Genomic DNA, 21,512 nt, shown 5'->3' on the forward strand with positions numbered 1-21,512 from the left:
CCGATCCTGCCACGGCGCACTGACAGTGCGGACCGTCCGGGACCGCCACAGTCGTTGTCGGCGCCCCGTGCGAGGATCGATGACGTTCAGGCGACGTGTGCACGCGAAGGGGTTCAGCGATGGCCAGCAAGCCGCCGAAAAGCGATCCGGTTCAGGACGCACCGCAGGTCGCCGAGCCGAAGCGCGCGGCGGCCGGGCTGCCCGCCATCGGGCACACCCTGCGCATCGCGCAGCAGCAGATGGGTGTGCGCCGCACCGCGCTGACCCTGCTGCGTGTCAATCAGAAGGACGGCTTCGACTGCCCGGGCTGTGCCTGGCCCGAGCCGGAGCACCGGCACACGGCGGAGTTCTGTGAGAACGGCGCGAAGGCGGTCGCCGAGGAGGCCACTCTGCGCCGGGTCACCCCGGACTTCTTCGCCGCGCACCCGGTGACCGACCTCACGACCCGCAGCGGCTACTGGCTCGGCCAGCAGGGCCGCCTCACCCACCCCATGTACCTCCCCGAGGGCGGCGACCACTACGAGCCGGTCACCTGGGAGCGCGCCTTCGACATCATCGCCGAGGATCTGAAGAGCCTGGGTTCCCCCGACGAGGCCCTCTTCTACACCTCCGGGCGCACGAGCAACGAGGCCGCCTTCCTCTACCAGCTGTTCGCCCGCGAGCTCGGCACGAACAACCTGCCGGACTGCTCGAACATGTGCCACGAGTCCTCGGGCTCCGCCCTCTCCGAGACCATCGGCATCGGCAAGGGCAGCGTCCTGCTCGACGACCTCTACAAGGCGGACCTGATCATCGTCGCCGGGCAGAACCCCGGCACGAACCACCCGCGCATGCTCTCGGCCCTGGAGAAGGCCAAGGCGAACGGCGCGAAGATCATCACGGTCAACCCGCTGCCCGAGGCGGGCCTGGGGCGCTTCAAGAACCCGCAGACCCCCCAGGGCATGCTCAAGGGCGCCGCCCTCACCGACCTGTTCCTGCAGATCCGCCTCGGCGGCGACCAGGCCCTCTTCCGCCTCCTCAACAAGCTGATCCTGGCTGAATCCGACAGCGCCTCCGGCGCGGGGTCCGGCGCCGTCGACGAGGAGTTCATCCGCGAACACACCCACGGGTACGAGGAGTTCGCCGAGGCCGCCCGCGCCGCAGACTGGGACGAGACGCTCACCGCGACCGGCCTCACCCGCGAGAAGATCGACGAGGCCCTCCGCATGGTCCTCGCCTCCAAGCGCACCATCGTGTGCTGGGCGATGGGCCTCACCCAGCACAAGCACGCCGTGCCGACGATCCGCGAGGTCGTCAACTTCCTGCTGCTGCGCGGCAACATCGGCCGACCCGGCGCGGGCGTGTGCCCGGTGCGCGGCCACTCGAACGTGCAGGGCGACCGCACGATGGGCATCTTCGAGCGCCCCGCCCCCGCCTTCCTGGACGCCCTGGAGAAGGAGTTCGGGTTCGCACCGCCCCGCGAGCACGGCTACGACGTCGTACGGGCCATCCGCGCCCTGCGCGACGGCGAGGCGAAGGTCTTCTTCGCGATGGGCGGCAACTTCGTCGCCGCCTCTCCCGACACCGAGGTGACGGAGGCGGCCATGCGCCGCGCCCGCCTCACCGTGCACGTGTCGACGAAGCTGAATCGCTCGCACGCGATCACCGGCGCGCGTGCCCTGATCCTGCCCACCCTCGGCCGCACCGAGCGCGACCTCCAGGGCAGCGGCGAGCAGTTCGTGACCGTCGAGGACTCCATGGGCATGGTGCACGCCTCACGCGGCCGTCTGGAGCCCGCGAGCCCCCATCTGCTGTCCGAGCCGGCCATCGTCTGCCGCCTCGCCCGCCGGGTCCTCGGGCACGAATCCCGTACCCCCTGGGAGGAGTTCGAGAAGGACTACGCGACGATCCGCGACCGCATCGCGCGCGTGATCCCCGGCTTCGAGGACTTCAACGCGCGCGTGGCGGACCCCGGAGGCTTCGCGCTGCCGCACGCCCCGCGCGACGAGCGCCGCTTCCCGACGGCCACCGGCAAGGCCAACTTCACCGCCGCGCCCGTCGAGTACCCGAAGCTCCCCGAGGGCCGCCTGCTGCTGCAGACCCTGCGCTCGCACGACCAGTACAACACCACCATCTACGGCCTGGACGACCGCTACAGGGGCATCAAGAACGGCCGCAGGGTCGTGCTCGTCAACCCCGAGGACGCGCGCGAGCTGAAGCTGTCGGACGGCTCCTACGTCGACCTGGTCAGCGAGTGGAAGGACGGTGTCGAGCGGCGCGCGCCCGGCTTCCGCGTCGTGCACTACCCGACCGCCCGGGGCTGCGCGGCCGCCTACTACCCGGAGACCAACGTCCTCGTCCCGCTGGACTCGACCGCAGACACCAGCAACACCCCTGCCAGCAAGTCCGTCGTCGTACGTCTGGAACAATCGGCAACCGACTGAGCGTTTGCTCAGCGAGAGTGATCCACGACGAAGTGATCCACGACGAACGGAGTCTGGCCCGATGGGCGAGCAGCGCACGGTGAAGTTCCCGCAAGAGGTCATCGACGAGTACGCCGCGCTCGGCGTCGACCTGCCCGCGCTGTTCTCCGCGGGCCACCTCGGCACCCGCATGGGCGTGCAGATCGTCGAGGCCTCCGCGGACCGCGTCGTGGGCACCATGCCGGTCGAGGGCAACACCCAGCCCTACGGCCTGCTGCACGGAGGCGCCTCCGCCGTCCTCGCCGAGACCATCGGATCCGTCGGCGCCATGCTCCACGGCGGCAGCACCAAGATCGCCGTGGGCGTCGACCTGAACTGCACGCACCACCGCGGAGTCCGTTCCGGCCTGGTCACCGGCGTGGCCACACCCGTACACCGCGGGCGCACCTCGGCGACGTACGAGATCGCCATCACGGACGAGGACGGCAAGCGCGTCTGCAGCGCCCGCCTGACCTGCGTCCTCAAGGACGCGCCCACCCGCTGACTTCGAAAGGCACCCGGTGCGCGGTGCGGGAGTTCGCCCGCCTCCCGCAGCGCCGGGGCCACCGACCTCGCGCCGCCAGGGGCGAGCCGGCATTGGCGGAGCCGCACGCTCCGGCATAGCGTGAAGCATGACCGGCATCGGGCCCGTCGAGCCGTACCACCCCGATGACACCGACGGCCCTCACGAGGACACCCCGACCGACCTGCTGTGGTCGAAATCCCCACCCGCCACCACCCGTTGGGCCGCGCTCCCCCGCTCCCGCCGTCGCCTCCTCCAGGCCCTGATCATCGCCGCGGCCGCCACCGGCGCCTTCTTCGCGCTGCGCCCGACCCCGGTCACCCAGGCCACCCCGAACCCCTACCCCTGGCCCGCCGGCGTCACGAGCCTCCACTACAAGGGCCGCGGCCCCACCCCCGCGACCTACCGGTTCGAAATCGACGTCGCCCGCGGCAGCCCCGTCACCGTCCACCAAGTCCTCGCCGGACTACCCGAGTTGGGCGCCACCACCACACCCCCACTGCCACTGACAGTGAGGGCCGGGTCGCCACGGCTGATCACCGTACGCATCTCCGTATACAAGTGCGCCGCCCTGCCGCCCGCCCTCGATCTCCCCCACCTCGACCTGCTCCTCAGCAACAGGACCGCACGGCAACAGCAGAGCTTTCTCTTCGGTGGCGCCTACCCCCGCGACCTGTGGACCGACCTGCGTGCCTCCTGCTTCCCCAACCCCGCATCCGCCGCGCCCACTTCCCCCGTCGAGGACACCCGGCACGACCTCACACGGCGGTAACAGTCGGTTACCTCTGCCGTAATGAAGCAATGCTTAGGCCACGGCCCCCCACGTGGCCCGACCCGCAGGCCACCCCAACCCGCCGCCGCGCCAGTCGAGATCAATCCGTGCCACGAACCGGAACAGGGCGTTCTCAGCATGCGAACACGCAGTCACCTCCCAACAGGCAACCGAAATGCCCGAATTGCCCGTCCTGCGCCCACCAGGACACTCCCCGCATAACAAGAGCGTCACAGCCTTCCCCACGCTCCTGTGAGCACCCCCTACCTGCGCTTATAGTCACGGCCAGTCACCGCGCCGCCGGGCGCGTCTACTGCACGGCCTGCATCACCCAGTACGGCCCGGCGAGACACACGGCCCCCACCCTGGGGTGCCGCGCCAGGGAGAGGATTCAACGTGCGACAGCGTTCTTTGGTCATACTCACCTCCGTGCTCACCACAGGAGCACTCACGCTGACCGCCTGCGGCTCGCGCGACGACAGCGGGGACAGCAAGAGCAGCAAGAAGACCGAGATCATCATCGGCGTGGACGCGCCGCTGACCGGTCAGAACTCCGCCACGGGCCTCGGCATCCAGGGCGGCGTACAGATCGCTGTCGACGACGCCAACAAGAACAACACCGTTCCCGGCGTGAAGTTCAAGGTCGTGGCGCTCGACGACAAGGCGATCCCGGCCTCCGGCCAGCAGAACGCCACCCAGCTCGTCCAGAACGACAAGGTCCTCGGCGTCGTCGGCCCGCTGAACTCCGGCGTCGCCACCCAGATGCAGCAGGTCTTCGCCACCGCCAACCTGGTCGAGATCTCGCCGTCCAACACGGCGCCCGAGCTCACCCAGGGCAAGAACTGGCAGACCTCGAAGTCGCGTCCCTTCAAGACGTACTTCCGCACCGCCACCACCGACGCCCTCCAGGGCGGCTTCGCCGCCGACTACGCCTACAACACCCTGAAGAAGCGCAAGGTGTTCGTGGTCGACGACAAGCAGACCTACGGCGCCGGCCTCGCCAAGCTCTTCAAGGCGGGCTTCACCAAGGCGGGCGGCAAGGTCGCGGGCGAGGACCACGTCAACACCGGCGACACCGACTTCTCGGCCCTCGTCACCAAGATCAAGAACTCCAAGGCCGACCTCGTGTACTACGGCGGCCAGTACGACGAGTCCGAGAAGCTCACCAAGCAGCTCAAGGACGGCGGAGCCAAGATCCCGCTCTTCGGCGGTGACGGCATGTTCACCCCGACCTACATCGAGACCGCCGGCAAGACCTCCGAAGGCGACCTCGTCACCTCCGTCGGCCAGCCCGTCGACTCCCTGCCCTCCGCCGCCGAGTTCATCAAGAAGTACAAGGCCTCCGGCCTCAAGGGCGACTACGGCACCTACGGTGGCTACTCCTACGACGCCGCCACCGCCATCATCAAGGCCATCGGCAACGTCGTGAAGGACGGCAAGGTCCCGAGCGACGCCCGCGCCAAGATCGTCGACGAGGTGCAGAAGACCAAGTTCGACGGCATCGCCGGCCCGGTCTCCTTCGACGAGTACGGCGACACCACCAACAAGCAGCTCACCGTCTACCAGGTCGTCGACGGCAAGTGGAAGGCCGTCAAGAGCGGCACCTTCAACGGCTGATCTCCACCTGCCGCTAGCACCACCCAAGGGCCGCGCGGCCAGACCACCCGTCACCGCGCGGCCCGTTTCATACGCCCTGCTCAACTCTCCCCACCACATGGAGGCCATGCGGTGAACACCCTGCCGCAGCAGCTGGCCAACGGGCTGTTCCTCGGCTCGATGTACGGGCTGATCGCCATCGGCTACACGATGGTGTACGGCATCGTCCAGCTCATCAACTTCGCCCACGGCGAGATCTTCATGACCGGCGGCTTCGGCGCACTCACGGTCTACCTCTACGTCCTGCCCGACGGCACATCCATGTGGATAGCCCTTCCAGCGATGCTCATAGGCGGCGGAATCGTCGCCGTCCTCATCGCCGTCGGGGCCGAACGCTTCGCCTACCGACCACTACGCGGAGCACCACGCCTCGCACCACTGATCACCGCCATCGGCCTCTCCCTCGCACTCCAGCAGATCGTCTTCAACGCGTACCCCGACGCCAAGACCGACCGAAACTTCCCCCAACTCCCCTTCGGTCCCTGGCACATCGGCTCCATCAGCGTCCAGAGCGGCTCCGTCTTCGTCATCATCGCCGCCCCGATCTGCATGGCCGCCCTCGCCTTCTTCGTCCGCCTCTCCCGCACCGGCCGCGCCATGCAGGCCACCGCACAGGACCCGGACACCGCCCAGCTCATGGGCATCGACACCAACCGCATCATCGTCATCGCCTTCGCCATCGGCGGCTTCTTCGCCGCCGTCGCAGCCGTCGCCTACGGCCTGCGCTACGGCACGGTGAAGTACGACATGGGCTTCCAGATGGGCCTCAAGGCCTTCACCGCGGCCGTCCTCGGCGGCATCGGCAACATCTACGGCGCCATGATCGGCGGCCTCGTCCTCGGCCTCGCCGAAACCATGGCCACCAGCTACATCGACGGCATCCCCGGCATGCAGCAGCTCGGCGGCGGCGGCTGGTCCTCCGTCTGGGCCTTCGTACTCCTCATCCTCGTACTGCTGTTCAGGCCACAAGGCCTCGTCGGCGAACGCGTCGCGGACAGGGCGTGAGCACCATGGCAACCACCGAGACCACCGCCACCGCGCGCGGCCTGATCGCGCTCCCCCAGAGCGCCGCCCGCGCCCTCATCGCCTTCGGCGCCATCGCCACCATCGCCAGCACGTTCATGTCCTGGACCTACACCTCCGATTTCCCCGGGGACCTCACCTACTACGGCTCCCCGGCCGGACTCCAGGTCCTCGACCTCGTCGCAGGCGCCCTCACCCTCCTCTTCGCGCTCACCCTCTTCAACGTCCGCGGCCTCGGCTGGCTCAACCCGGCAGGCGCCACCCAGCCCGCCGTCCTCGCCGCCGCCTCCGCGTTCGCCGTCAGCTGGTTCAGCGCCATCGCCATCGCCGTCGACCTCAAGGGCCTCGTCGCCCTCGACCCCGGCGCCTACATCGCCGCCATCGGCTCCCTCGTAGCCCTCCTCGGCACGCTGGCACTCCCCAAGCCCGGCGACACCTTCAAGGACTACGTCACCAAGCCCGAGAACATCCCCCCGGCAGCCAAACTCCCCGCCTGGGGCGAACGCCTCGTCATCACCGCCGCCACCGCCGTCGCCCTGATCGTCTTCACCTACGGCATCGGCGTCGACCCCGACGCAAGCGAAACGTTCCTCGGCTACCTCCTCCTGGTCATCTTCGGCACCTGGTCACTCCTCGCCGCCGGACTCTTCGACCGCTTCGCCGAACTCAACGCCCGCCACAAGGGATTCGCCACCTCCATGGCATTCCTCGCAGCGGCGATCTTCCCCTTCGTCGAGAACAACGAACACAACGCCAACCTCGGCGTGAACATCCTCGTCGTCGGCACCGTCGCCCTCGGCCTCAACATCGTCGTCGGCCTCACCGGACTCCTCGACCTCGGATACGTCGCCTTCCTCGGCGTCGGCGCCTACGCCGCCGCCCTCGTCTCCGGCTCCGAGTTCTCCCGCTTCTCCGGCGTCCAGTTCCCCTTCTGGGCCGCCATGCTCACCGGCATGGCCGCATCGCTCGTCTTCGGCGTCCTCATCGGCGCCCCCACTCTGCGACTGCGCGGCGACTACCTCGCCATCGTCACCCTGGGCTTCGGAGAGATCTTCCGCATCTCCGTCAACAACATGGACGGCTCCAGCGGACCCAACCTCACCAACGGCCCCAACGGCATCTCCATGATCCCGGACCTCAAGATCTTCGGGTTCAACTTCGGAAGCACCCACGACATCGGCGGCATCACCCTCGGCCGATTCGCGAACTACTTCCTCCTGATGCTGCTCATCACCGCACTCGTCGTCATCGTCTTCAACCGCGCCGCCGACTCCCGCATCGGCCGCTCCTGGATCGCCATCCGCGAAGACGAGACCGCCGCCACCGCCATGGGCATCAACGGCTTCCGCGTCAAGCTCATCGCCTTCGCACTCGGCGCGTCGCTGGCGGGCCTCGCCGGTACCGTCAGCGCCCACGTCGGCTACAGCGTCAACCCGGCCCCGTACCAGTTCGCCGGCTCCGTGCCCCCGAACTCCGCCTTCCTGCTCGCCGCGGTCGTCCTCGGCGGCATGGGCACGGTGAACGGCCCCATCCTCGGCGCCACGCTGCTCTACCTCCTCCCCGAGAAGCTCAGCTTCCTCAAGGAGTACCAGCTCCTGGCCTTCGGCATCGCGCTCGTCATCCTCATGCGCTTCCGCCCCGAAGGCATCATCGCCAACCGCCGCCGCCAGCTCGAATTCCACGACACCGGCCAACTCGACATCCCCGAACAAGGCCTGCCCGACAGCACCGTCGGCGTCACCAAGGCAGGGGCGTGACCCACATGACCACCACAACAGCCCCCAGCCCCGTTCTCGAAGCCAGCGGCGTCACCATGCGCTTCGGCGGCCTCACCGCCGTACGCAGCGTCGACCTCACCGTCAACACCGGCGAGATCGTCGGCCTCATCGGCCCCAACGGCGCCGGCAAGACGACCTTCTTCAACTGTCTGACCGGCCTGTACATCCCCACCGAGGGCAAGGTCTCCTACAAAGGCAAGGTCCTCCCGCCCAAGCCCCACCTGGTCACCAGCGCCGGCATCGCGCGAACCTTCCAGAACATCCGGCTCTTCGCCAACATGACCGTCCTGGAAAACGTCCTCGTAGGCCGCCACACCCGGACCAAGGAAGGCCTCTGGTCGGCCCTCCTCCGCGGCCCGGGCTTCCGCAAGGCGGAGGCCGCGTCCCGCGAACGCGCCATGGAACTGCTGGAGTTCATCGGCCTCGCCCACAAGGCCGACCACCTCTCCCGCAACCTCCCCTACGGCGAACAGCGCAAGCTGGAGATCGCGCGAGCGATGGCGAGCGAGCCGGGGCTGTTGCTCCTCGACGAGCCCACCGCGGGCATGAACCCCCAAGAAACGCGGGCAACGGAGGAGTTGGTCTTCGCCATCCGCGACAGGGGTATCGCCGTCCTCGTCATCGAGCACGACATGCGCTTCATCTTCAACCTGTCGGACCGCGTCGCCTGCCTCGTCCAGGGCGAAAAGCTCGTCGAGGGAACGTCGGAGGTCGTCCAGGGCGACGAACGCGTCATCGCCGCGTACCTCGGTGAGCCGTTCGAAGGCGCCCCCGGCGACGAGGAAGTCGCCGAAGTCGAAGCCGCCGAGGCCGCGGAGGGCGCCGAGGCCTCTGAGGCAGAGAGCACCACCAGCAAGGAAGGAACCGCCCAGTGACCGCACTGCTCGAGGTCGAAGACCTCAAGGTCGCCTACGGCAAGATCGAAGCCGTCAAGGGCATCTCCTTCACCGTCGAAGCCGGCCAGATCGTCACCCTCATCGGCACCAACGGCGCCGGCAAGACGACGACCCTGCGCACCCTCTCCGGACTCCTCAAGCCCAGCGCGGGCCGCATCCTCTTCGACGGCAAACCCCTCAGCGGCGTCCCCGCCCACAAGATCGTCGCCCTCGGCCTCGCCCACTCCCCCGAGGGACGCCACATCTTCCCCCGGCTGACGATCGCCGAAAACCTCCAACTCGGAGCGTTCCTCCGCTCCGACAAGGCGGACATCGAAAAGGACATCCAGCGGGCGTACGACCTGTTCCCCATCCTCGGGGAACGCCGCAAGCAGGCGGCGGGCACGCTGTCCGGCGGCGAGCAGCAGATGCTCGCCATGGGACGCGCGCTCATGTCCCAGCCCAAACTGCTCATGCTCGACGAACCCTCCATGGGCCTCTCGCCGATCATGATGCAGAAGATCATGTCCACCATCGCCGAACTCAAGGCCTCCGGCACGACCATCCTCCTCGTCGAGCAGAACGCCCAGGCGGCGCTCTCCCTCGCCGACCAAGGACACGTCATGGAAGTCGGCAACATCGTCCTCTCCGGCACCGGACAGGACCTGCTGCACGACGAATCCGTACGGAAGGCGTACCTCGGCGAGGACTGAGTTCGCTCCGGGTGTACGAAGAGGCCCGCGCCCCATATCGGGGACGCGGGCCTCTTCCGCTGTACTGGGGGGCCGGGCTAGCCCTTCGCGGACTTCTTCTCCTCGGCGTCCTGAATGACCGCCTCGGCGACCTGCTGCATGGACATGCGACGGTCCATCGACGTCTTCTGAATCCACCGGAACGCGGCCGGCTCGGTCAGCCCGTACTCCGTCTGAAGCACCGACTTCGCCCGGTCGACCAGCTTCCGCGTCTCCAGACGCTGCGTGAGATCCGCGATCTCCTTCTCCAGCGCCTTCAGCTCCGTGAACCGCGACACGGCCATCTCGATCGCCGGCACGACGTCACTCTTGCTGAACGGCTTCACGAGGTACGCCATCGCGCCGGCGTCCCGCGCACGCTCCACCAGGTCGCGCTGCGAGAAGGCGGTGAGCATCAGCACGGGGGCGATGGACTCCTCGGCGATCTTCTCGGCCGCCGAGATCCCGTCCAGCTTGGGCATCTTCACGTCGAGGATCACAAGGTCCGGCCTGTGCTCCCGGGCCAGCTCGACGGCCTGCTCACCGTCACCCGCCTCGCCTACGACGGTGTAGCCCTCTTCCTCCAGCATCTCTTTGAGGTCGAGACGGATCAGCGCCTCATCCTCGGCGATGACGACGCGGGTCGTCAGCGGAGGCACGTGCGACTTGTCGTCGTCGGGCGCGTCTACGGGCTGGGGCGACTCGGGGGCGGTCACGGGGGCTCCTCGTTACGGGCCGGGCAGTGCTGCTGCTCAAGAGCCTACCTAGCTGCAGCGCGCTCCGGTGAACCGGTATGCTTCCGGCAGCCACTTAGGCCGGGTTGGTGGAACGGCATACACGGAGGTCTCAAACACCTCTGCCCGTGAGGGCTTGCGGGTTCGAATCCCGCACCCGGCACAGTTTCCCCACTAAGCGGATGTTCACGTTCTCGTGAACGTCCGCTTTTTCATGCACATGGTGACGATTAGTAACGCAGAGTGTCCGCATGGAACAGCACAGCTCTTCGATTCGCGCCCAGGCTGTCGCACTATTGCGTCAAGGCACCCCCAACCGCGTAGTCGCGGAGCGTCTCAACATCCCGCGCGGAACCATCGGCTGGTGGCGCAGCGAAGATCGCAGAGCGCACGGCGAATCCTACGAACAACCGACGGACTGCCCCCGCTGCACCGCCCGGGACTTCGACAGGGTCGCGTACGCCTACTTGCTCGGCCTCTACCTCGGCGACGGCCACATCATCTCGAAGCGCAAGCAGCACCACCTGTCCATCTTCTGCAACGCAACGCAGACCGGCCTGATCGCAGCTGCCGAAGAGGCCATGCGAAAGGTGATGCCGCTGCCAAGCGTCAACCAGCGCCACAAGCGGGGCTGCACCGAGGTTAAGTCATTCACCAAGCACTGGACATGCATGTTCCCCCAGCACGGCCCCGGCAAGAAGCACGAGCGCCCCATCGTCCTCGAACCCTGGCAGCAGGAAATCGTCGACGCCCACCCTTGGGAGTTCATCCGCGGTCTCATCCACTCCGACGGCTGCCGCATCACCAACTGGACAACCCGCCTCGTGGGTGGTGAACGCAAGCGCTACGAGTACCCCCGGTACTTCTTCACCAACGTCTCCGACGACATCCGCCGGCTCTACACCGACACCTTGGACAAGCTCGGCATCCAGTGGACCCACTGCACCCGCAACGGGAACCCGTACAACATCTCCGTCGCCAGGAAGGCCTCCGTCGCCCTCATGGACACCCACGTGGGCCCCAAGTACTGACCCGCAATATGACCCGTCACTGTTCGCCCCGCCCCCGATTGGGAGCTGCCCCAAATCGCGAAGGAACCGTTGACCGGAGTCGGCCCGCGCGGCGATCTTCGGCCGCATGACTCCCATGAACCGACGAGGTTTCGTCGCCGCGGCCGCCGGTGCGGCTGCGGCGGCCGTGTCCCTGAATCCGCAGTCCGCTGCCGCATTCGGTGTCCCCAGGACCGGTACGACGGATGCCGGTGACTTCGAGGCCGCCGACAGGGGGTTCATCGCCGCGCTGGAACCGGGCGTGGTGAAGAATTCGGCCGGCACCGTGGTGTGGGACAACGACGTTCCTCTTCCCTGAGCTGCGTGCCGTCTGTATGGCGGAGAACGCGACGCACACGATGCACAACATCATCACCCTGCGCGGTGCGCAGGTCAGGGACGCCAAGCAGTGGGCCGCGTATCTGACCGAGTCCATCGGGCTGTACGACGGTCGGGTCGACGTCGCTTTCGCTTCACACCATTGGCCGACGTGGGGGAACGAGGAGATCGTCGCGCTTGTCGAGCAGCAGCGGGATTTGTACGCGTACATACATGACCAGACCCGGCGGATGCTGAATTCCGGGATGACGGGACGGGAGATCGTGGAGGAGTTCGTGTTGCCTCCGGCGCTCGCCGAGGTGTGGGCGAATCGGGGTTATTACGGGGCTCTGAGTCATAACGTGAAGGGTATTTATCAGCGTTACATGGGGTGGTTCGATGCGAATCCCGCGCATTTGTGGGAGCATCCGCCGGTCGCTGAGGCGAGGCGGTATGTGAGGGCGTTGGGTGGGATGTCGTCCGCTGTTTCGAAGGCTCGGGGATTTGTTCGGGATGGTGATCTGCGGTTTGCGGCGACTCTGCTCAATCATTGTGTTTTCGCGGAGCCCGATGCCGAGAGGGCGAAGCAGCTTCTCGCGCGGGTCTACGAGAGGCTGGCGCATGCGACCGAGAATGCCGTGTGGCGGAACTTCTATCTGACTGGCGCGATGGAGCTTCGTGAAGGGGTGAAGCCGCCGTCGGCTGCGTCGGACAGTTCGGATGTGAGGGCCGCGCTGTCCGTCGATCAGCTGATCGACGCGATGTCGGTGCGCGTCAACGGTCCGAAGGCCTGGGATCTGGATCTGGCGATCGACTGGTGTCTGCCGGCGCAGGGCAAGTACTGGCATCTGCGGTTGAAGAACGGGGTGTTGACTCACACGGTCGGCACGGAGGCCAGTGCTTCGGCCGGGCTCACGCTCACCATGACCAAGGTGCAGTTGTTGCAGCTGTTGGCCGGTAAGGGGCTGGGGTCGATTCAGGTCTCCGGTGACGCGGCGCTGCTCACCAGGTTGTTCTCGGTGATCGTGACGCCGACGGCGGACTTCAACATCGTCACGCCGTGAGAAAGCAAACGGGGGCCCTCCGTAAGAACGAGGGGCCCTCCGTAAGAAGGGCCCCTTTACGCAACTACTTGTCGTCCTCGCCGATGTGGTGGACGCGTACGAGGTTCGTCGAGCCGGAGACTCCGGGCGGGGAGCCTGCGGTGATGACGACGATGTCGCCTTTTTGGCAGCGGCCGTACTTGAGGAGGAGTTCGTCGACCTGGTCGACCATGGCGTCGGTGGAGTCGACGTGGGGGCCGAGGAAGGTTTCGACGCCCCAGGTGAGGTTGAGCTGGGAGCGGGTCGCGGGGTCCGGGGTGAAGGCCAGCAGGGGGATGGGTGAGCGGTAGCGCGAGAGGCGGCGGACGGTGTCGCCGGACTGGGTGAAGGCGACGAGGAACTTGGCGCCGAGGAAGTCGCCCATTTCGGCGGCGGCTCGGGCGACGGCGCCGCCCTGGGTGCGGGGCTTGTTGCGTTCGGTCAGGGGTGGGAGGCCCTTGGCGAGGATGTCTTCCTCGGCCGCTTCCACGATCCGCGCCATCGTCCTGACCGTCTCGATGGGGTATTTGCCGACGCTGGTCTCGCCGGAGAGCATCACCGCGTCCGTGCCGTCGATGACGGCGTTGGCGACGTCGGAGGCTTCCGCGCGGGTGGGGCGGGAGTTGTCGATCATCGAGTCGAGCATCTGGGTGGCGACGATGACCGGCTTGGCGTTGCGCTTGGCGAGCTTGATGGCGCGCTTTTGGACGATGGGGACTTGCTCCAGGGGCATCTCGACGCCGAGGTCGCCGCGGGCGACCATGATGCCGTCGAAGGCGGCGACGATGTCGTCGATGTTGTCGACGGCCTGGGGCTTCTCCACCTTGGCGATGACGGGGAGGCGTCGGCCTTCTTCGTCCATGATGCGGTGGACGTCGTCGATGTCCTTGCCGCTTCTTACGAACGACAGTGCGATGACGTCGAAGCCGGAGCGGAGGGCCCAGCGGAGGTCTGCTTCGTCCTTGTCGGAGAGGGCGGGGACGGAGACGGCGACGCCGGGGAGGTTGAGGCCTTTGTGGTCGGAGATCATGCCGCCTTCGACGACGGCGGTGTGGACGCGGGGGCCGTCGACGGCGGTGACTTCGAGGGTGACTTTGCCGTCGTCGACGAGGATGCGTTCACCGGGGGTGACGTCGGCCGCGAGTCCTTCGTAGGTCGTTCCGCAGGTCTGGCGGTCGCCTTCGATGCCTTCTTCGACGGTGATGGTGAAGGTGTCTCCGCGTTCAAGGAGTACGGGGCCTTCGCTGAAGCGGCCGAGTCGGATCTTCGGGCCTTGAAGGTCGGCGAGGATTCCGACGCTGCGGCCGGTCTCGTCGGAGGCCTTTCGCACGTGGTGGTAGCGCTCCTCGTGTTCGGCGTAGGTGCCGTGGCTGAGGTTGAAGCGGGCTACGTCCATTCCGGCTTCGACCAGGGCTTTGATCTGGTCGTACGAGTCGGTGGCGGGGCCCAATGTACAGACGATTTTTGCTCGGCGCATGGTTCGAGCCTAGGCCTTACCGGCGGGTAGAGAATTGGTCGTGCGTGACTACCCAACAACCTTTGCGTGAAGAGCTATTGACAACTGTTGAATTGTGCGCGGGTGCGCTCCGATGAGCAGGCCGGGTTTTGGGCACACCCCGGTCGCATTTATCCATTCGGCCGTGCGACCCCGCGCAGGAGATGCAGTCGGTCACCGAGTGTCACATTGGCTACAACTGTGGTGGTGCCATGGTGAATCGGGCGTTGACCTGGGCGTAGACGTGTTGGCGTTGGGGTTCGAGGTCGAGGGTGGCGGCTTCGTCCTCGATGGGGCCGCCGCCGTAGGCGGATCTGGTGCGCATGGCGCGGGAGGCCTGGGCTTCGAATGCGTACGGTTGGGCATTTTCGGCGCCGATGTCGGCGAGTTCGACGAGGGCGGACAGGTGGGTGCCGAGCGCTTCGGCGTATTCGCGGGCGCGTTGGAGGGCTTCCCGGACGGCTTGCTGCCTTGCGGTGCGGTGGGCGGGTGAGTCGGGGCGCAGGGCCCACCAGGGGCCGTCGACTCGGGTGAGGTCGCGGTCGGCGAGTGCGGTGGTGAGTTCGCCGAGTGCGGTGAAGTCGGTGAGTTCGGCGTTGATGTGGACGCGGCCGTGGTAGGTGCGGACACGTTCGCCACGGCCGCGTCTGCTGAGTTCGGGGCTGATGGAGAAGGCGCCGGTTTCCAGGCGTTCGACCGCGTCGCCGTACGACTTCACGAGGTCGAGGGCGGCGGCGTTGCGGCGGGTGAGGTCGGTGAGGGCTTCGCGGCGGTCCCGGCCGTGGGCCTCGACGGTGATGCCGATGCGGGCGATTTCGGGGTCGACTTCGAGGTGGGCTTCGCCTCGGACGGCGATGCGGGGGGATTCGGGTGTGCCGTAGGGGACGGCGGGTTGGGGTTCTTGTGAGGTGGAGTCCGCGGTGGGGGCCATACGTCCCACTCTGTCACTGGGAGGGGTGGTTGTGGTGCTCACAGGTCATCAGATCGAAACCTCCTGGACCTGTTGCGGTGGTGGCTGTTGGGTCAGAATCTACGCGCGTCGTTGACCCTTTCCCTAGGAGCCGTAGAGATGCCGTTGAACCGCCGGAAGTTCCTGAAGAAGTCCGCCGTGACGGGTGCGGGGGTCGCGCTCGCCGGGGCGGCCGCCGCTCCGGCGGCGCAGGCTGCCGAGGCAGCGGGGGTCAAGAAGTCCCCGAAGCGGTACTCGCTGACGGTCATGGGCACGACGGACCTGCACGGTCACGTGTTCAACTGGGACTACTTCAAGGACGCGGAGTACACGGACAAGGCGGGCAACGCGCAGGGTCTGGCGCGGATTTCGACGCTGGTGAACGAGATCCGCGAGGAGAAGGGCCGCTGCAACACACTGCTGCTGGACGCGGGCGACACGATCCAGGGCACTCCGCTGACGTACTACTACGCGAAGGTGGACCCGATCACCGCCAAGGGCGGTCCGGTTCACCCGATGGCGCAGGCGATGAACGCGATCGGGTTCGACGCGGCAGCGCTCGGCAACCACGAGTTCAACTACGGCATCGAGACGTTGCGGAAGTTCGAGTCGCAGTGTCACTTCCCGCTGCTGGGTGCGAACGCGCTGGACGCGAAGACGCTGAAGCCGGCCTTTCCTCCGTACTTCATCAAGAAGTTCCATGTCGCGGGTGCCCCGCCGGTGAAGGTGGCCGTTCTCGGTCTGACGAACCCGGGTATCGCGATCTGGGACAAGGCCTATGTTCAGGGCAAGTTGACGTTCCCGGGTCTGGAGGAGCAGGCGGCGAAGTGGGTGCCGAAGCTGCGGTCGATGGGTGCGGACGTCGTGCTCGTGTCGGCGCATTCCGGCTCGTCGGGCACCTCCTCGTACGGTGACCAGCTGCCGTACGTCGAGAATTCGGCGGCGCTGGTGGCGCAGCAGGTGCCGGGTATCGACGCGATTCTCGTCGGGCACGCGCATGTGGAGATTCCCGAGCTGAAGGTCACCAACACGGCGACCGGTAAGACGGTCGTCCTGTCGGAGCCTTTGGCGTACGCGGAGCGGTTGTCGGTCTTCGACTTCGAGCTGGTTTTCGAGAAGGGGAAGTGGCAGGTCGAGTCGGTGGCGGCGTCGGTCCGCAACTCGAACTCGGTGGCGGACGACCCGAGGATCACCAAGCTGTTGAAGGACGAGCACGACGTGGTCGTGGCGTATGTCAACCAGGTGGTCGGTACGGCGACCGAGACGCTGACGACGGTGGAGGCGCGGTACAAGGACGCCCCGATCATCGATCTGATCACCAAGGTGCAGGAGGACGTGGTCAAGGCGGCGTTGGCGGGCACGTCGTACGCGTCGCTGCCGGTGATCGCACAGGCGTCGCCGTTCTCGCGTACGTCGGAGATTCCGGCCGGCGATGTGACGATCCGGGATCTGTCGAGCCTGTACGTGTACGACAACACACTGGTCGCGAAGGTGATGACGGGGGCGCAGATCCGGGCGTACCTGGAGTACTCGGCGAACTACTTCGTGCAGACGGCGGCGGGCGCGGCGATCGACGTGGAGAAGCTGACGAACGCGAACAACCGTCCGGACTACAACTACGACTACGTGTCGGGGCTGCGGTACGACATCGACATCGCGCAGGCGGAGGGTTCGCGGATCAAGAACCTGACCTACGACGGTGCGGCGCTGGACGACGCGCAGCAGTTCGTGCTGGCGGTGAACAACTACCGGGCCAATGGCGGTGGCGCCTTCCCGCATGTCGCTTCGGCCACCGAGGTGTGGGCGGAGTCGACGGAGATCCGTACGCGGATCGCCGAGTGGGTGACCGCGAAGGGCACGCTCGATCCGAAGGAGTTCGCTTCGGTGGACTGGAAGCTGACGCGGGACGGTACGCCCGTCTTCTAAAGATCCAGTAGCTCCGTCCAGAGCTGTCCGTCCAGCTGGAGCTGTCCGTCTTCTAAAGATCCAGCAGGGATACGTCCACGGCGTCGGCGATGGCTTTCGCGCCGGCGTCGTTGACGTGGAGGCCGTCGCCGCTGTTGAACTCGTCACGGATCCGGTCGGGTCGCTCCGGGTCCGCGACGGCGGCGGCGATGTCGACGATCGCGTCGAAGGGGTGCTCGTCGCCGAGCAGCCAGGCGTTGACCGCGCCGCGGACGGCTTGGCCCGTCTCGCTGTCGTAGCCCTCGTACACGGTGCCGCGGTAGGGGCCGATGGTGGAGCCGATGACGGTGAGTCCGGCGGTGTGGAGGCGGTCGGCGAGGGCGGTGAGTCCGGCGGTGAACGCGTCGGCGGTGGGGAGTGAGCCGGGTTCGGGGTAGGAGATGGCTCCGGGCAGGCCGAAGTCGTTGAGTCCCGTGTGCACGAGGACATGGCTCACGCCCGGGACGCCGAGAACGTCACGTTCGATGCGTGCCAGCAGGTGTTCGCCGATCTCGTCGGTGAGCAGGCGGTTGCCGGAGATGCCGTGGTTGACGATCCAGCCGTGGGTGAGGCGGCGGCTGAGCTGGGCGGGGAAGCTGCTGTCGGTGCCGGGGGTGGTGGCCTGGCCTTCGATCCAGGAGTCTCCGAAGGCGACGGCGATTCGGGTGTCTTCCGCCGCGAGGACGTCGACACCGGTGATGAGGTGCCCGGTCGTCAGTTCTTCGGCGTCCTTGAGGACTTCGGCGCCGAGCTGGTCGCCGGGGGCGGCGTATCCGATGTCGTACGGCACGGCGGAGTAGGTGGTGAGTCCGGTGTCCGCGGGCAGATGGAGGCTGAGGACGATCTCCTCCCCCGCGCTGACGGCCTGCTCGACGGTGTCGCTGACGATCTCCTCGCCGGCGGGGATGGTGACGCTCGCGGCGCCCGCGAAGAGCAGGGCGGTGTCCGTCGCGGGGTCGATGCCGCTGTCCTGGGTGCGTCCGGCGATGTGTGCTCCGGCGATGTCCAGGGGTTCTTTTCCGTAGCGGTTGCTCAGTCGCACCCGCAAGGCCGCGCCGCCGCCGGCCAGTCGCAGGGCCTGGCGTACGGTCTGGCCGGCGAAGCGGCGGGGTTCGAAGAGGTGGAACGTCTCGTACGGGTCGATGACGGCGGAGCGGTGCGCGGCGATCCACGTGGTGGTCATGCCGGGCCCAACGTCGTCGCCGTCGGGCTGCTTCCGCTCCCGCCGCATTTCTTACCGTCCCTCGACGAGGGGCGTCAGTGTCCGGGTCGTCTGGCGTGCGGGTGGGACCTGCGGATGCGGTTCGAGTCCGAAGGTGGTGAAGGCGGTTCGGCCGGGCAGCGGGTAGGGGTCCTTGCCGGTGAGGGAGTTGAGGATGGTGGCGCTGCGCCAGGCGGCGAGGCCGAGGTCGGGGGCGCCGACGCCGTGGGTGTGGAGTTCGGCGTTCTGGACGTAGACGTGGCCGGCGACGGAGGGGTCGAGGACGAGGCGGAACTGGTCGTCGATGCGGGGGCGTTCGCTGCTGTCGCGGTGCAGGTAGGGGTCGAGTCCGGCGAGGATTTGTCCGAGGGGGCGTTCGCGGTAGCCGGTGGCGAGGACGACGGCGTCGGTGGTGAGGCGGGAGCGGGCGCCCTGCTGGCCGTGTTCTAGGTGGAGTTCGACCTTGGTGGTGGCGACGCGGCCCGCGGTGCGGACGGTGACGGCGGGGGTGAGGACGGCGTCGGGCCAGCCGCCGTGCAGGGTGCGGCGGTAGAGCTCGTCGTGGATGGCGGCGATGGTGTCGGCGTCGATGCCTTTGTGGAGCTGCCATTGGGCGGCGACGAGCCGGTCGCGGACGGGTTCGGTGAGGGCGTGGAAGTAGCGGGTGTAGTCGGGGGTGAAGTGTTCCAGGCCGAGTTTGGAGTACTCCATGGGTGCGAACGCTTCGGTGCGGGCGAGCCAGTGGATCTTCTCGCGGCCCGAGGGGCGGTTGCGCAGGAGGTCGAGGAAGACTTCGGCGCCGGACTGCCCCGCGCCGATGACGGTGATGTGTTCGGCGGTGAGGAACTGTTCGCGGTGTTTGAGGTAGTCCGCGGCGTGGATGACGGGCACGCCGGGGGCGTCGACGAGGGGTTTGAGCGGTTCGGGGATGTGGGGGGCGGTGCCCACGCCGAGGACGATGTTGCGGGTGTAGGAGCGGCCGAGGGATTCGGCTTCTCCGTCGGTGTCGAGTTGGGTGAAGTCGACTTCGAACAGGGCGCGTTCGGGGTTCCAGCGGACGGCGTCGACCTGGTGGCCGAAGTGGAGTCCGGGGATGCTGTCGGCGACCCAGCGGCAGTAGGCGTCGTATTCGGCGCGCTGGATGTGGAAGCGCTCGGCGAAGTAGAAGGGGAAGAGGCGTTCGCGGGCTTTGAGGTAGTTGAGGAACGACCACTGGTTCACGGGGTCGGCGAGGGTCACCAGGTCGGCGAGGAAGGGGACTTGGAGGGTGGCGCCGTCGATGAGGAGGCCGGGGTGCCAGTCGAAGCCGGGGCGTTGTTCGTAGAAGACGGTGTCGAGTTCGACGAGGGGGTGGGCGAGGGCGGCGAGGGAGAGGTTGAAGGGGCCGATGCCGATGCCCACCAGGTCGCGGGGTGCTTCGGCGGCGGGGCGTGGAGGGGTGGGCGTCGGGCTCATCGTGGTGTGTGTCCTTCCACCAGTTTCAGGAGCGCGGCCAGGTCGCCCGGCCGGGTGTGAGGGTTGAGGAGGGTGGCTTTGAGCCAGAGGCGGCCGTCGAGCGCGGCGCGGCCGAGGACGGCGCGGCCTTCGTGCAGGAGGGTGCGGCGTACGGCGGCGACGGTGTCGTCGGTGGCCCCGGCGGGCCGGAACAGGACGGTGCTGATGACCGGCCGGTCGTAGAGCTCGAAGCCGGGGTGGGCGGCTGTCAGGTCGGCCAAGTCCTGGGCGTGGGCGCAGACTTGGTCGACGAGGGCGCCGAGGCCGTCCCTGCCCAGGGTTTTGAGGGTGACGGCGATTTTGAGGATGTCGGGGCGCCGGGTGGTGCGCAGGGAGCGGCCGAGGAGGTCGGGTAGGCCTGCCTCGGTGTCGTCGTCGGCGTTGAGGTAGTCGGCGCGGTGTTCCAGTACGGCGAGGTCGCTCGCGTCGCGTACCGCGAGGAGCCCGGCGGCGGCCGGCTGCCAGCCGAGTTTGTGCAGGTCGAGGGTGACGGTGTGGGCGCGGTCGAGTCCGTCGAGTCGGGCGCGGAGCCGGTCGCTGAAGAGGAGGCCTCCGCCGTAGGCGGCGTCGATGTGGAGGCGGGCGCCGTGGGTGGCGCACAGGTCGGCGATGTCGGGCAGCGGGTCGATGAGTCCGGCGTCGGTGGTTCCGGCCGTGGCGGCGACGAGGAGCGGGCCGTGCAGCTCGGTGAGGGCCTCGTCGAGGGCGGCCGGGTCCATCGTTCCTGCGGGGGCGGGGACGACGACGGGGTCGGGCAGGCCGAGCAGCCAGGCGGCGCGGTGCAGGGAGTGGTGGGCGTTGGCTCCGCGGACGAGCTGTACGCCGCCGTGGGCTTCGCGGGCGAGGAGGAGGGCGAGTTGGTTGGACTCGGTGCCGCCGGTGGTGACGAGGGCGGCGCCCTCTTTTCGTGGCTCGTTCGCCCTTGCGTAGACCTCCGCGGCCAGAGCTGTGGTCACGAGGGCCTCCAGCTCCGAGGCTGCCGGTGCCTGGTCCCAGGAGTCGAGGGACGGGTTGAGGGCGGAGGCGGCGAGGTCGGCGGCGGTGGCGACGGCGAGGGGTGGGCAGTGCAGGTGGGCCGCGCAGAGCGGGTCCGCGGGGTCGGCGGCGCCCTCGGCGAGGGCCCGCACGAGGACGCGCAGGGCGTCTTCGCTGCCTTGCGGGGGCAGTACGTCGCCGGCCGCGTCCCGGACGCGCCGTGCCACTGCCTCGGGCCCTCCGGCGGGCAGCGGTCCCCCGCGTGCCGCGCCGCCGTCCTGGAGTGCGTCGAGGACGGTGTCGAGCAACGGCCGCAGTGCGCTGGGGCCTTCGGGGCCTGAGGCGAGGCTGGTCCGGGGAAGAGCGGGTGCGTTCCCGTGTCGTTCGGTGCGTGCTCGCGCTTCCTCGAGGTCGCCTGGGGGCGGCGTGCTCATGGGTGTCCTCCGGTGGGCGCGCGGCAGGGGGAATCCAA

The 21,512-nt window shown here is 67.9% G+C and carries 18 protein-coding genes and 1 tRNA gene; 13 read left to right on the top strand and 6 right to left on the bottom strand.

Annotated features, from left to right (window positions below):
- Nucleotides 1-119 precede the first annotated feature (119 nt).
- From AB5J53_RS13510 to AB5J53_RS13545, 8 genes are all read left to right on the top strand, one after another.
- Nucleotides 120-2,423 carry an FdhF/YdeP family oxidoreductase gene (locus AB5J53_RS13510; RefSeq protein ID WP_369245875.1) on the top strand — a complete coding sequence of 768 codons (2,304 nt, stop codon included), beginning with the start codon at nucleotides 120-122 and terminating at the stop codon, nucleotides 2,421-2,423.
- A 61-nt stretch (nucleotides 2,424-2,484) separates the two neighbouring features.
- Nucleotides 2,485-2,946 (top strand): PaaI family thioesterase, encoded by a 462-nt coding sequence (locus AB5J53_RS13515; RefSeq protein WP_369245876.1) that lies wholly within the window; start codon nucleotides 2,485-2,487, stop codon nucleotides 2,944-2,946.
- A gap of 127 nt (nucleotides 2,947-3,073) precedes the next feature.
- Nucleotides 3,074-3,736, top strand: a complete 663-nt coding sequence (locus AB5J53_RS13520) for a hypothetical protein (RefSeq protein ID WP_369245877.1) — start codon at nucleotides 3,074-3,076, stop codon at nucleotides 3,734-3,736.
- Between the two features lie 396 nt (nucleotides 3,737-4,132).
- Nucleotides 4,133-5,353 (top strand): branched-chain amino acid ABC transporter substrate-binding protein, encoded by a 1,221-nt coding sequence (locus tag AB5J53_RS13525; RefSeq protein ID WP_369245878.1) that lies wholly within the window; start codon nucleotides 4,133-4,135, stop codon nucleotides 5,351-5,353.
- A gap of 111 nt (nucleotides 5,354-5,464) precedes the next feature.
- Entirely contained in the window at nucleotides 5,465-6,397 is a 933-nt protein-coding gene (locus AB5J53_RS13530; RefSeq protein WP_369245879.1) for a branched-chain amino acid ABC transporter permease, read from the top strand.
- A 5-nt stretch (nucleotides 6,398-6,402) separates the two neighbouring features.
- On the top strand, nucleotides 6,403-8,172 hold the full coding sequence (locus AB5J53_RS13535; RefSeq protein ID WP_369252212.1) for a branched-chain amino acid ABC transporter permease: 1,770 nt from the start codon (nucleotides 6,403-6,405) through the stop codon (nucleotides 8,170-8,172).
- Between the two features lie 5 nt (nucleotides 8,173-8,177).
- Nucleotides 8,178-9,068 (top strand): ABC transporter ATP-binding protein, encoded by an 891-nt coding sequence (locus tag AB5J53_RS13540; RefSeq protein ID WP_369245880.1) that lies wholly within the window; start codon nucleotides 8,178-8,180, stop codon nucleotides 9,066-9,068.
- A complete protein-coding gene (locus AB5J53_RS13545) occupies nucleotides 9,065-9,781 on the top strand; it encodes an ABC transporter ATP-binding protein (RefSeq protein WP_369245881.1) in 717 nt (238 codons plus the stop codon). Before AB5J53_RS13540 ends, AB5J53_RS13545 begins: the two co-directional genes overlap by 4 nt.
- A 77-nt stretch (nucleotides 9,782-9,858) precedes the next feature.
- Here AB5J53_RS13545 and AB5J53_RS13550 read toward each other — a convergent pair whose 3' ends face one another.
- Nucleotides 9,859-10,515, bottom strand: coding sequence for an ANTAR domain-containing response regulator (locus AB5J53_RS13550; RefSeq protein WP_369245882.1), 657 nt, complete (start codon nucleotides 10,513-10,515; stop codon nucleotides 9,859-9,861).
- 98 nt (nucleotides 10,516-10,613) lie between these two features.
- On the opposite strand from AB5J53_RS13550, the gene AB5J53_RS13555 reads away from it, so the two are divergent.
- The 4 genes from AB5J53_RS13555 (at nucleotide 10,614) to AB5J53_RS13570 (ending at nucleotide 12,964) form a co-directional block, all read left to right on the top strand.
- Nucleotides 10,614-10,696, top strand: a tRNA-Leu gene (locus AB5J53_RS13555).
- Nucleotides 10,697-10,784: 88 nt separating this feature from the next.
- Nucleotides 10,785-11,564 carry a helix-turn-helix domain-containing protein gene (locus AB5J53_RS13560; protein WP_369245883.1) on the top strand — a complete coding sequence of 260 codons (780 nt, stop codon included), beginning with the start codon at nucleotides 10,785-10,787 and terminating at the stop codon, nucleotides 11,562-11,564.
- A gap of 106 nt (nucleotides 11,565-11,670) precedes the next feature.
- Nucleotides 11,671-11,901 (top strand): hypothetical protein, encoded by a 231-nt coding sequence (locus AB5J53_RS13565; protein ID WP_369245884.1) that lies wholly within the window; start codon nucleotides 11,671-11,673, stop codon nucleotides 11,899-11,901.
- A 16-nt stretch (nucleotides 11,902-11,917) separates the two neighbouring features.
- Entirely contained in the window at nucleotides 11,918-12,964 is a 1,047-nt protein-coding gene (locus tag AB5J53_RS13570) for an alkyl sulfatase dimerization domain-containing protein (protein ID WP_369245885.1), read from the top strand.
- Between the two features lie 64 nt (nucleotides 12,965-13,028).
- Here the strand turns inward: AB5J53_RS13570 and pyk are convergent, their stop codons facing one another.
- Nucleotides 13,029-14,459 (bottom strand): pyruvate kinase, encoded by a 1,431-nt coding sequence (gene pyk / locus AB5J53_RS13575; RefSeq protein ID WP_369245886.1) that lies wholly within the window; start codon nucleotides 14,457-14,459, stop codon nucleotides 13,029-13,031.
- 211 nt (nucleotides 14,460-14,670) lie between these two features.
- The gene (locus tag AB5J53_RS13580) at nucleotides 14,671-15,408 is read right to left on the bottom strand and encodes an SIMPL domain-containing protein (protein WP_369245887.1); all 738 of its coding nucleotides are present in this window, start codon (nucleotides 15,406-15,408) and stop codon (nucleotides 14,671-14,673) included.
- A gap of 138 nt (nucleotides 15,409-15,546) precedes the next feature.
- Between AB5J53_RS13580 and AB5J53_RS13585 the strand changes: the two genes are divergently transcribed.
- Nucleotides 15,547-17,352: a bifunctional UDP-sugar hydrolase/5'-nucleotidase gene (locus AB5J53_RS13585; RefSeq protein WP_369245888.1), complete on the top strand. Its 1,806-nt coding sequence runs from the start codon at nucleotides 15,547-15,549 to the stop codon at nucleotides 17,350-17,352.
- A 52-nt stretch (nucleotides 17,353-17,404) separates the two neighbouring features.
- Here AB5J53_RS13585 and AB5J53_RS13590 read toward each other — a convergent pair whose 3' ends face one another.
- From AB5J53_RS13590 to AB5J53_RS13600, 3 genes are read right to left on the bottom strand one after another with little or no spacing between them, the layout of a single operon-like run.
- Nucleotides 17,405-18,553: a GDSL-type esterase/lipase family protein gene (locus AB5J53_RS13590; protein WP_369245889.1), complete on the bottom strand. Its 1,149-nt coding sequence runs from the start codon at nucleotides 18,551-18,553 to the stop codon at nucleotides 17,405-17,407.
- 51 nt (nucleotides 18,554-18,604) lie between these two features.
- Nucleotides 18,605-20,026, bottom strand: a complete 1,422-nt coding sequence (locus tag AB5J53_RS13595; RefSeq protein ID WP_369245890.1) for a lysine N(6)-hydroxylase/L-ornithine N(5)-oxygenase family protein — start codon at nucleotides 20,024-20,026, stop codon at nucleotides 18,605-18,607.
- Nucleotides 20,023-21,474: an aspartate aminotransferase family protein gene (locus AB5J53_RS13600; protein WP_369245891.1), complete on the bottom strand. Its 1,452-nt coding sequence runs from the start codon at nucleotides 21,472-21,474 to the stop codon at nucleotides 20,023-20,025. Before AB5J53_RS13600 ends, AB5J53_RS13595 begins: the two co-directional genes overlap by 4 nt.
- Nucleotides 21,475-21,512 lie beyond the last annotated feature (38 nt).

It is taken from the genome of Streptomyces sp. R41 (assembly GCF_041053055.1).
Classification (GTDB): Bacteria; Actinomycetota; Actinomycetes; order Streptomycetales; family Streptomycetaceae; genus Streptomyces.

Coding starts and splice junctions, on each gene's coding strand:
- pyk (WP_369245886.1), bottom strand. CDS start 14,459: ATGCGCCGAGCAAAAATCGTCTGTACATTGGGCCCCGCCACCGACTCG.
- AB5J53_RS13540 (WP_369245880.1), top strand. CDS start 8,178: ATGACCACCACAACAGCCCCCAGCCCCGTTCTCGAAGCCAGCGGCGTC.
- AB5J53_RS13595 (WP_369245890.1), bottom strand. CDS start 20,026: ATGAGCCCGACGCCCACCCCTCCACGCCCCGCCGCCGAAGCACCCCGC.
- AB5J53_RS13565 (WP_369245884.1), top strand. CDS start 11,671: ATGACTCCCATGAACCGACGAGGTTTCGTCGCCGCGGCCGCCGGTGCG.
- AB5J53_RS13600 (WP_369245891.1), bottom strand. CDS start 21,474: ATGAGCACGCCGCCCCCAGGCGACCTCGAGGAAGCGCGAGCACGCACC.
- AB5J53_RS13560 (WP_369245883.1), top strand. CDS start 10,785: ATGGAACAGCACAGCTCTTCGATTCGCGCCCAGGCTGTCGCACTATTG.
- AB5J53_RS13585 (WP_369245888.1), top strand. CDS start 15,547: ATGCCGTTGAACCGCCGGAAGTTCCTGAAGAAGTCCGCCGTGACGGGT.
- AB5J53_RS13520 (WP_369245877.1), top strand. CDS start 3,074: ATGACCGGCATCGGGCCCGTCGAGCCGTACCACCCCGATGACACCGAC.
- AB5J53_RS13535 (WP_369252212.1), top strand. CDS start 6,403: ATGGCAACCACCGAGACCACCGCCACCGCGCGCGGCCTGATCGCGCTC.
- AB5J53_RS13570 (WP_369245885.1), top strand. CDS start 11,918: ATGGCGGAGAACGCGACGCACACGATGCACAACATCATCACCCTGCGC.
- AB5J53_RS13515 (WP_369245876.1), top strand. CDS start 2,485: ATGGGCGAGCAGCGCACGGTGAAGTTCCCGCAAGAGGTCATCGACGAG.
- AB5J53_RS13580 (WP_369245887.1), bottom strand. CDS start 15,408: ATGGCCCCCACCGCGGACTCCACCTCACAAGAACCCCAACCCGCCGTC.
- AB5J53_RS13510 (WP_369245875.1), top strand. CDS start 120: ATGGCCAGCAAGCCGCCGAAAAGCGATCCGGTTCAGGACGCACCGCAG.
- AB5J53_RS13590 (WP_369245889.1), bottom strand. CDS start 18,553: ATGACCACCACGTGGATCGCCGCGCACCGCTCCGCCGTCATCGACCCG.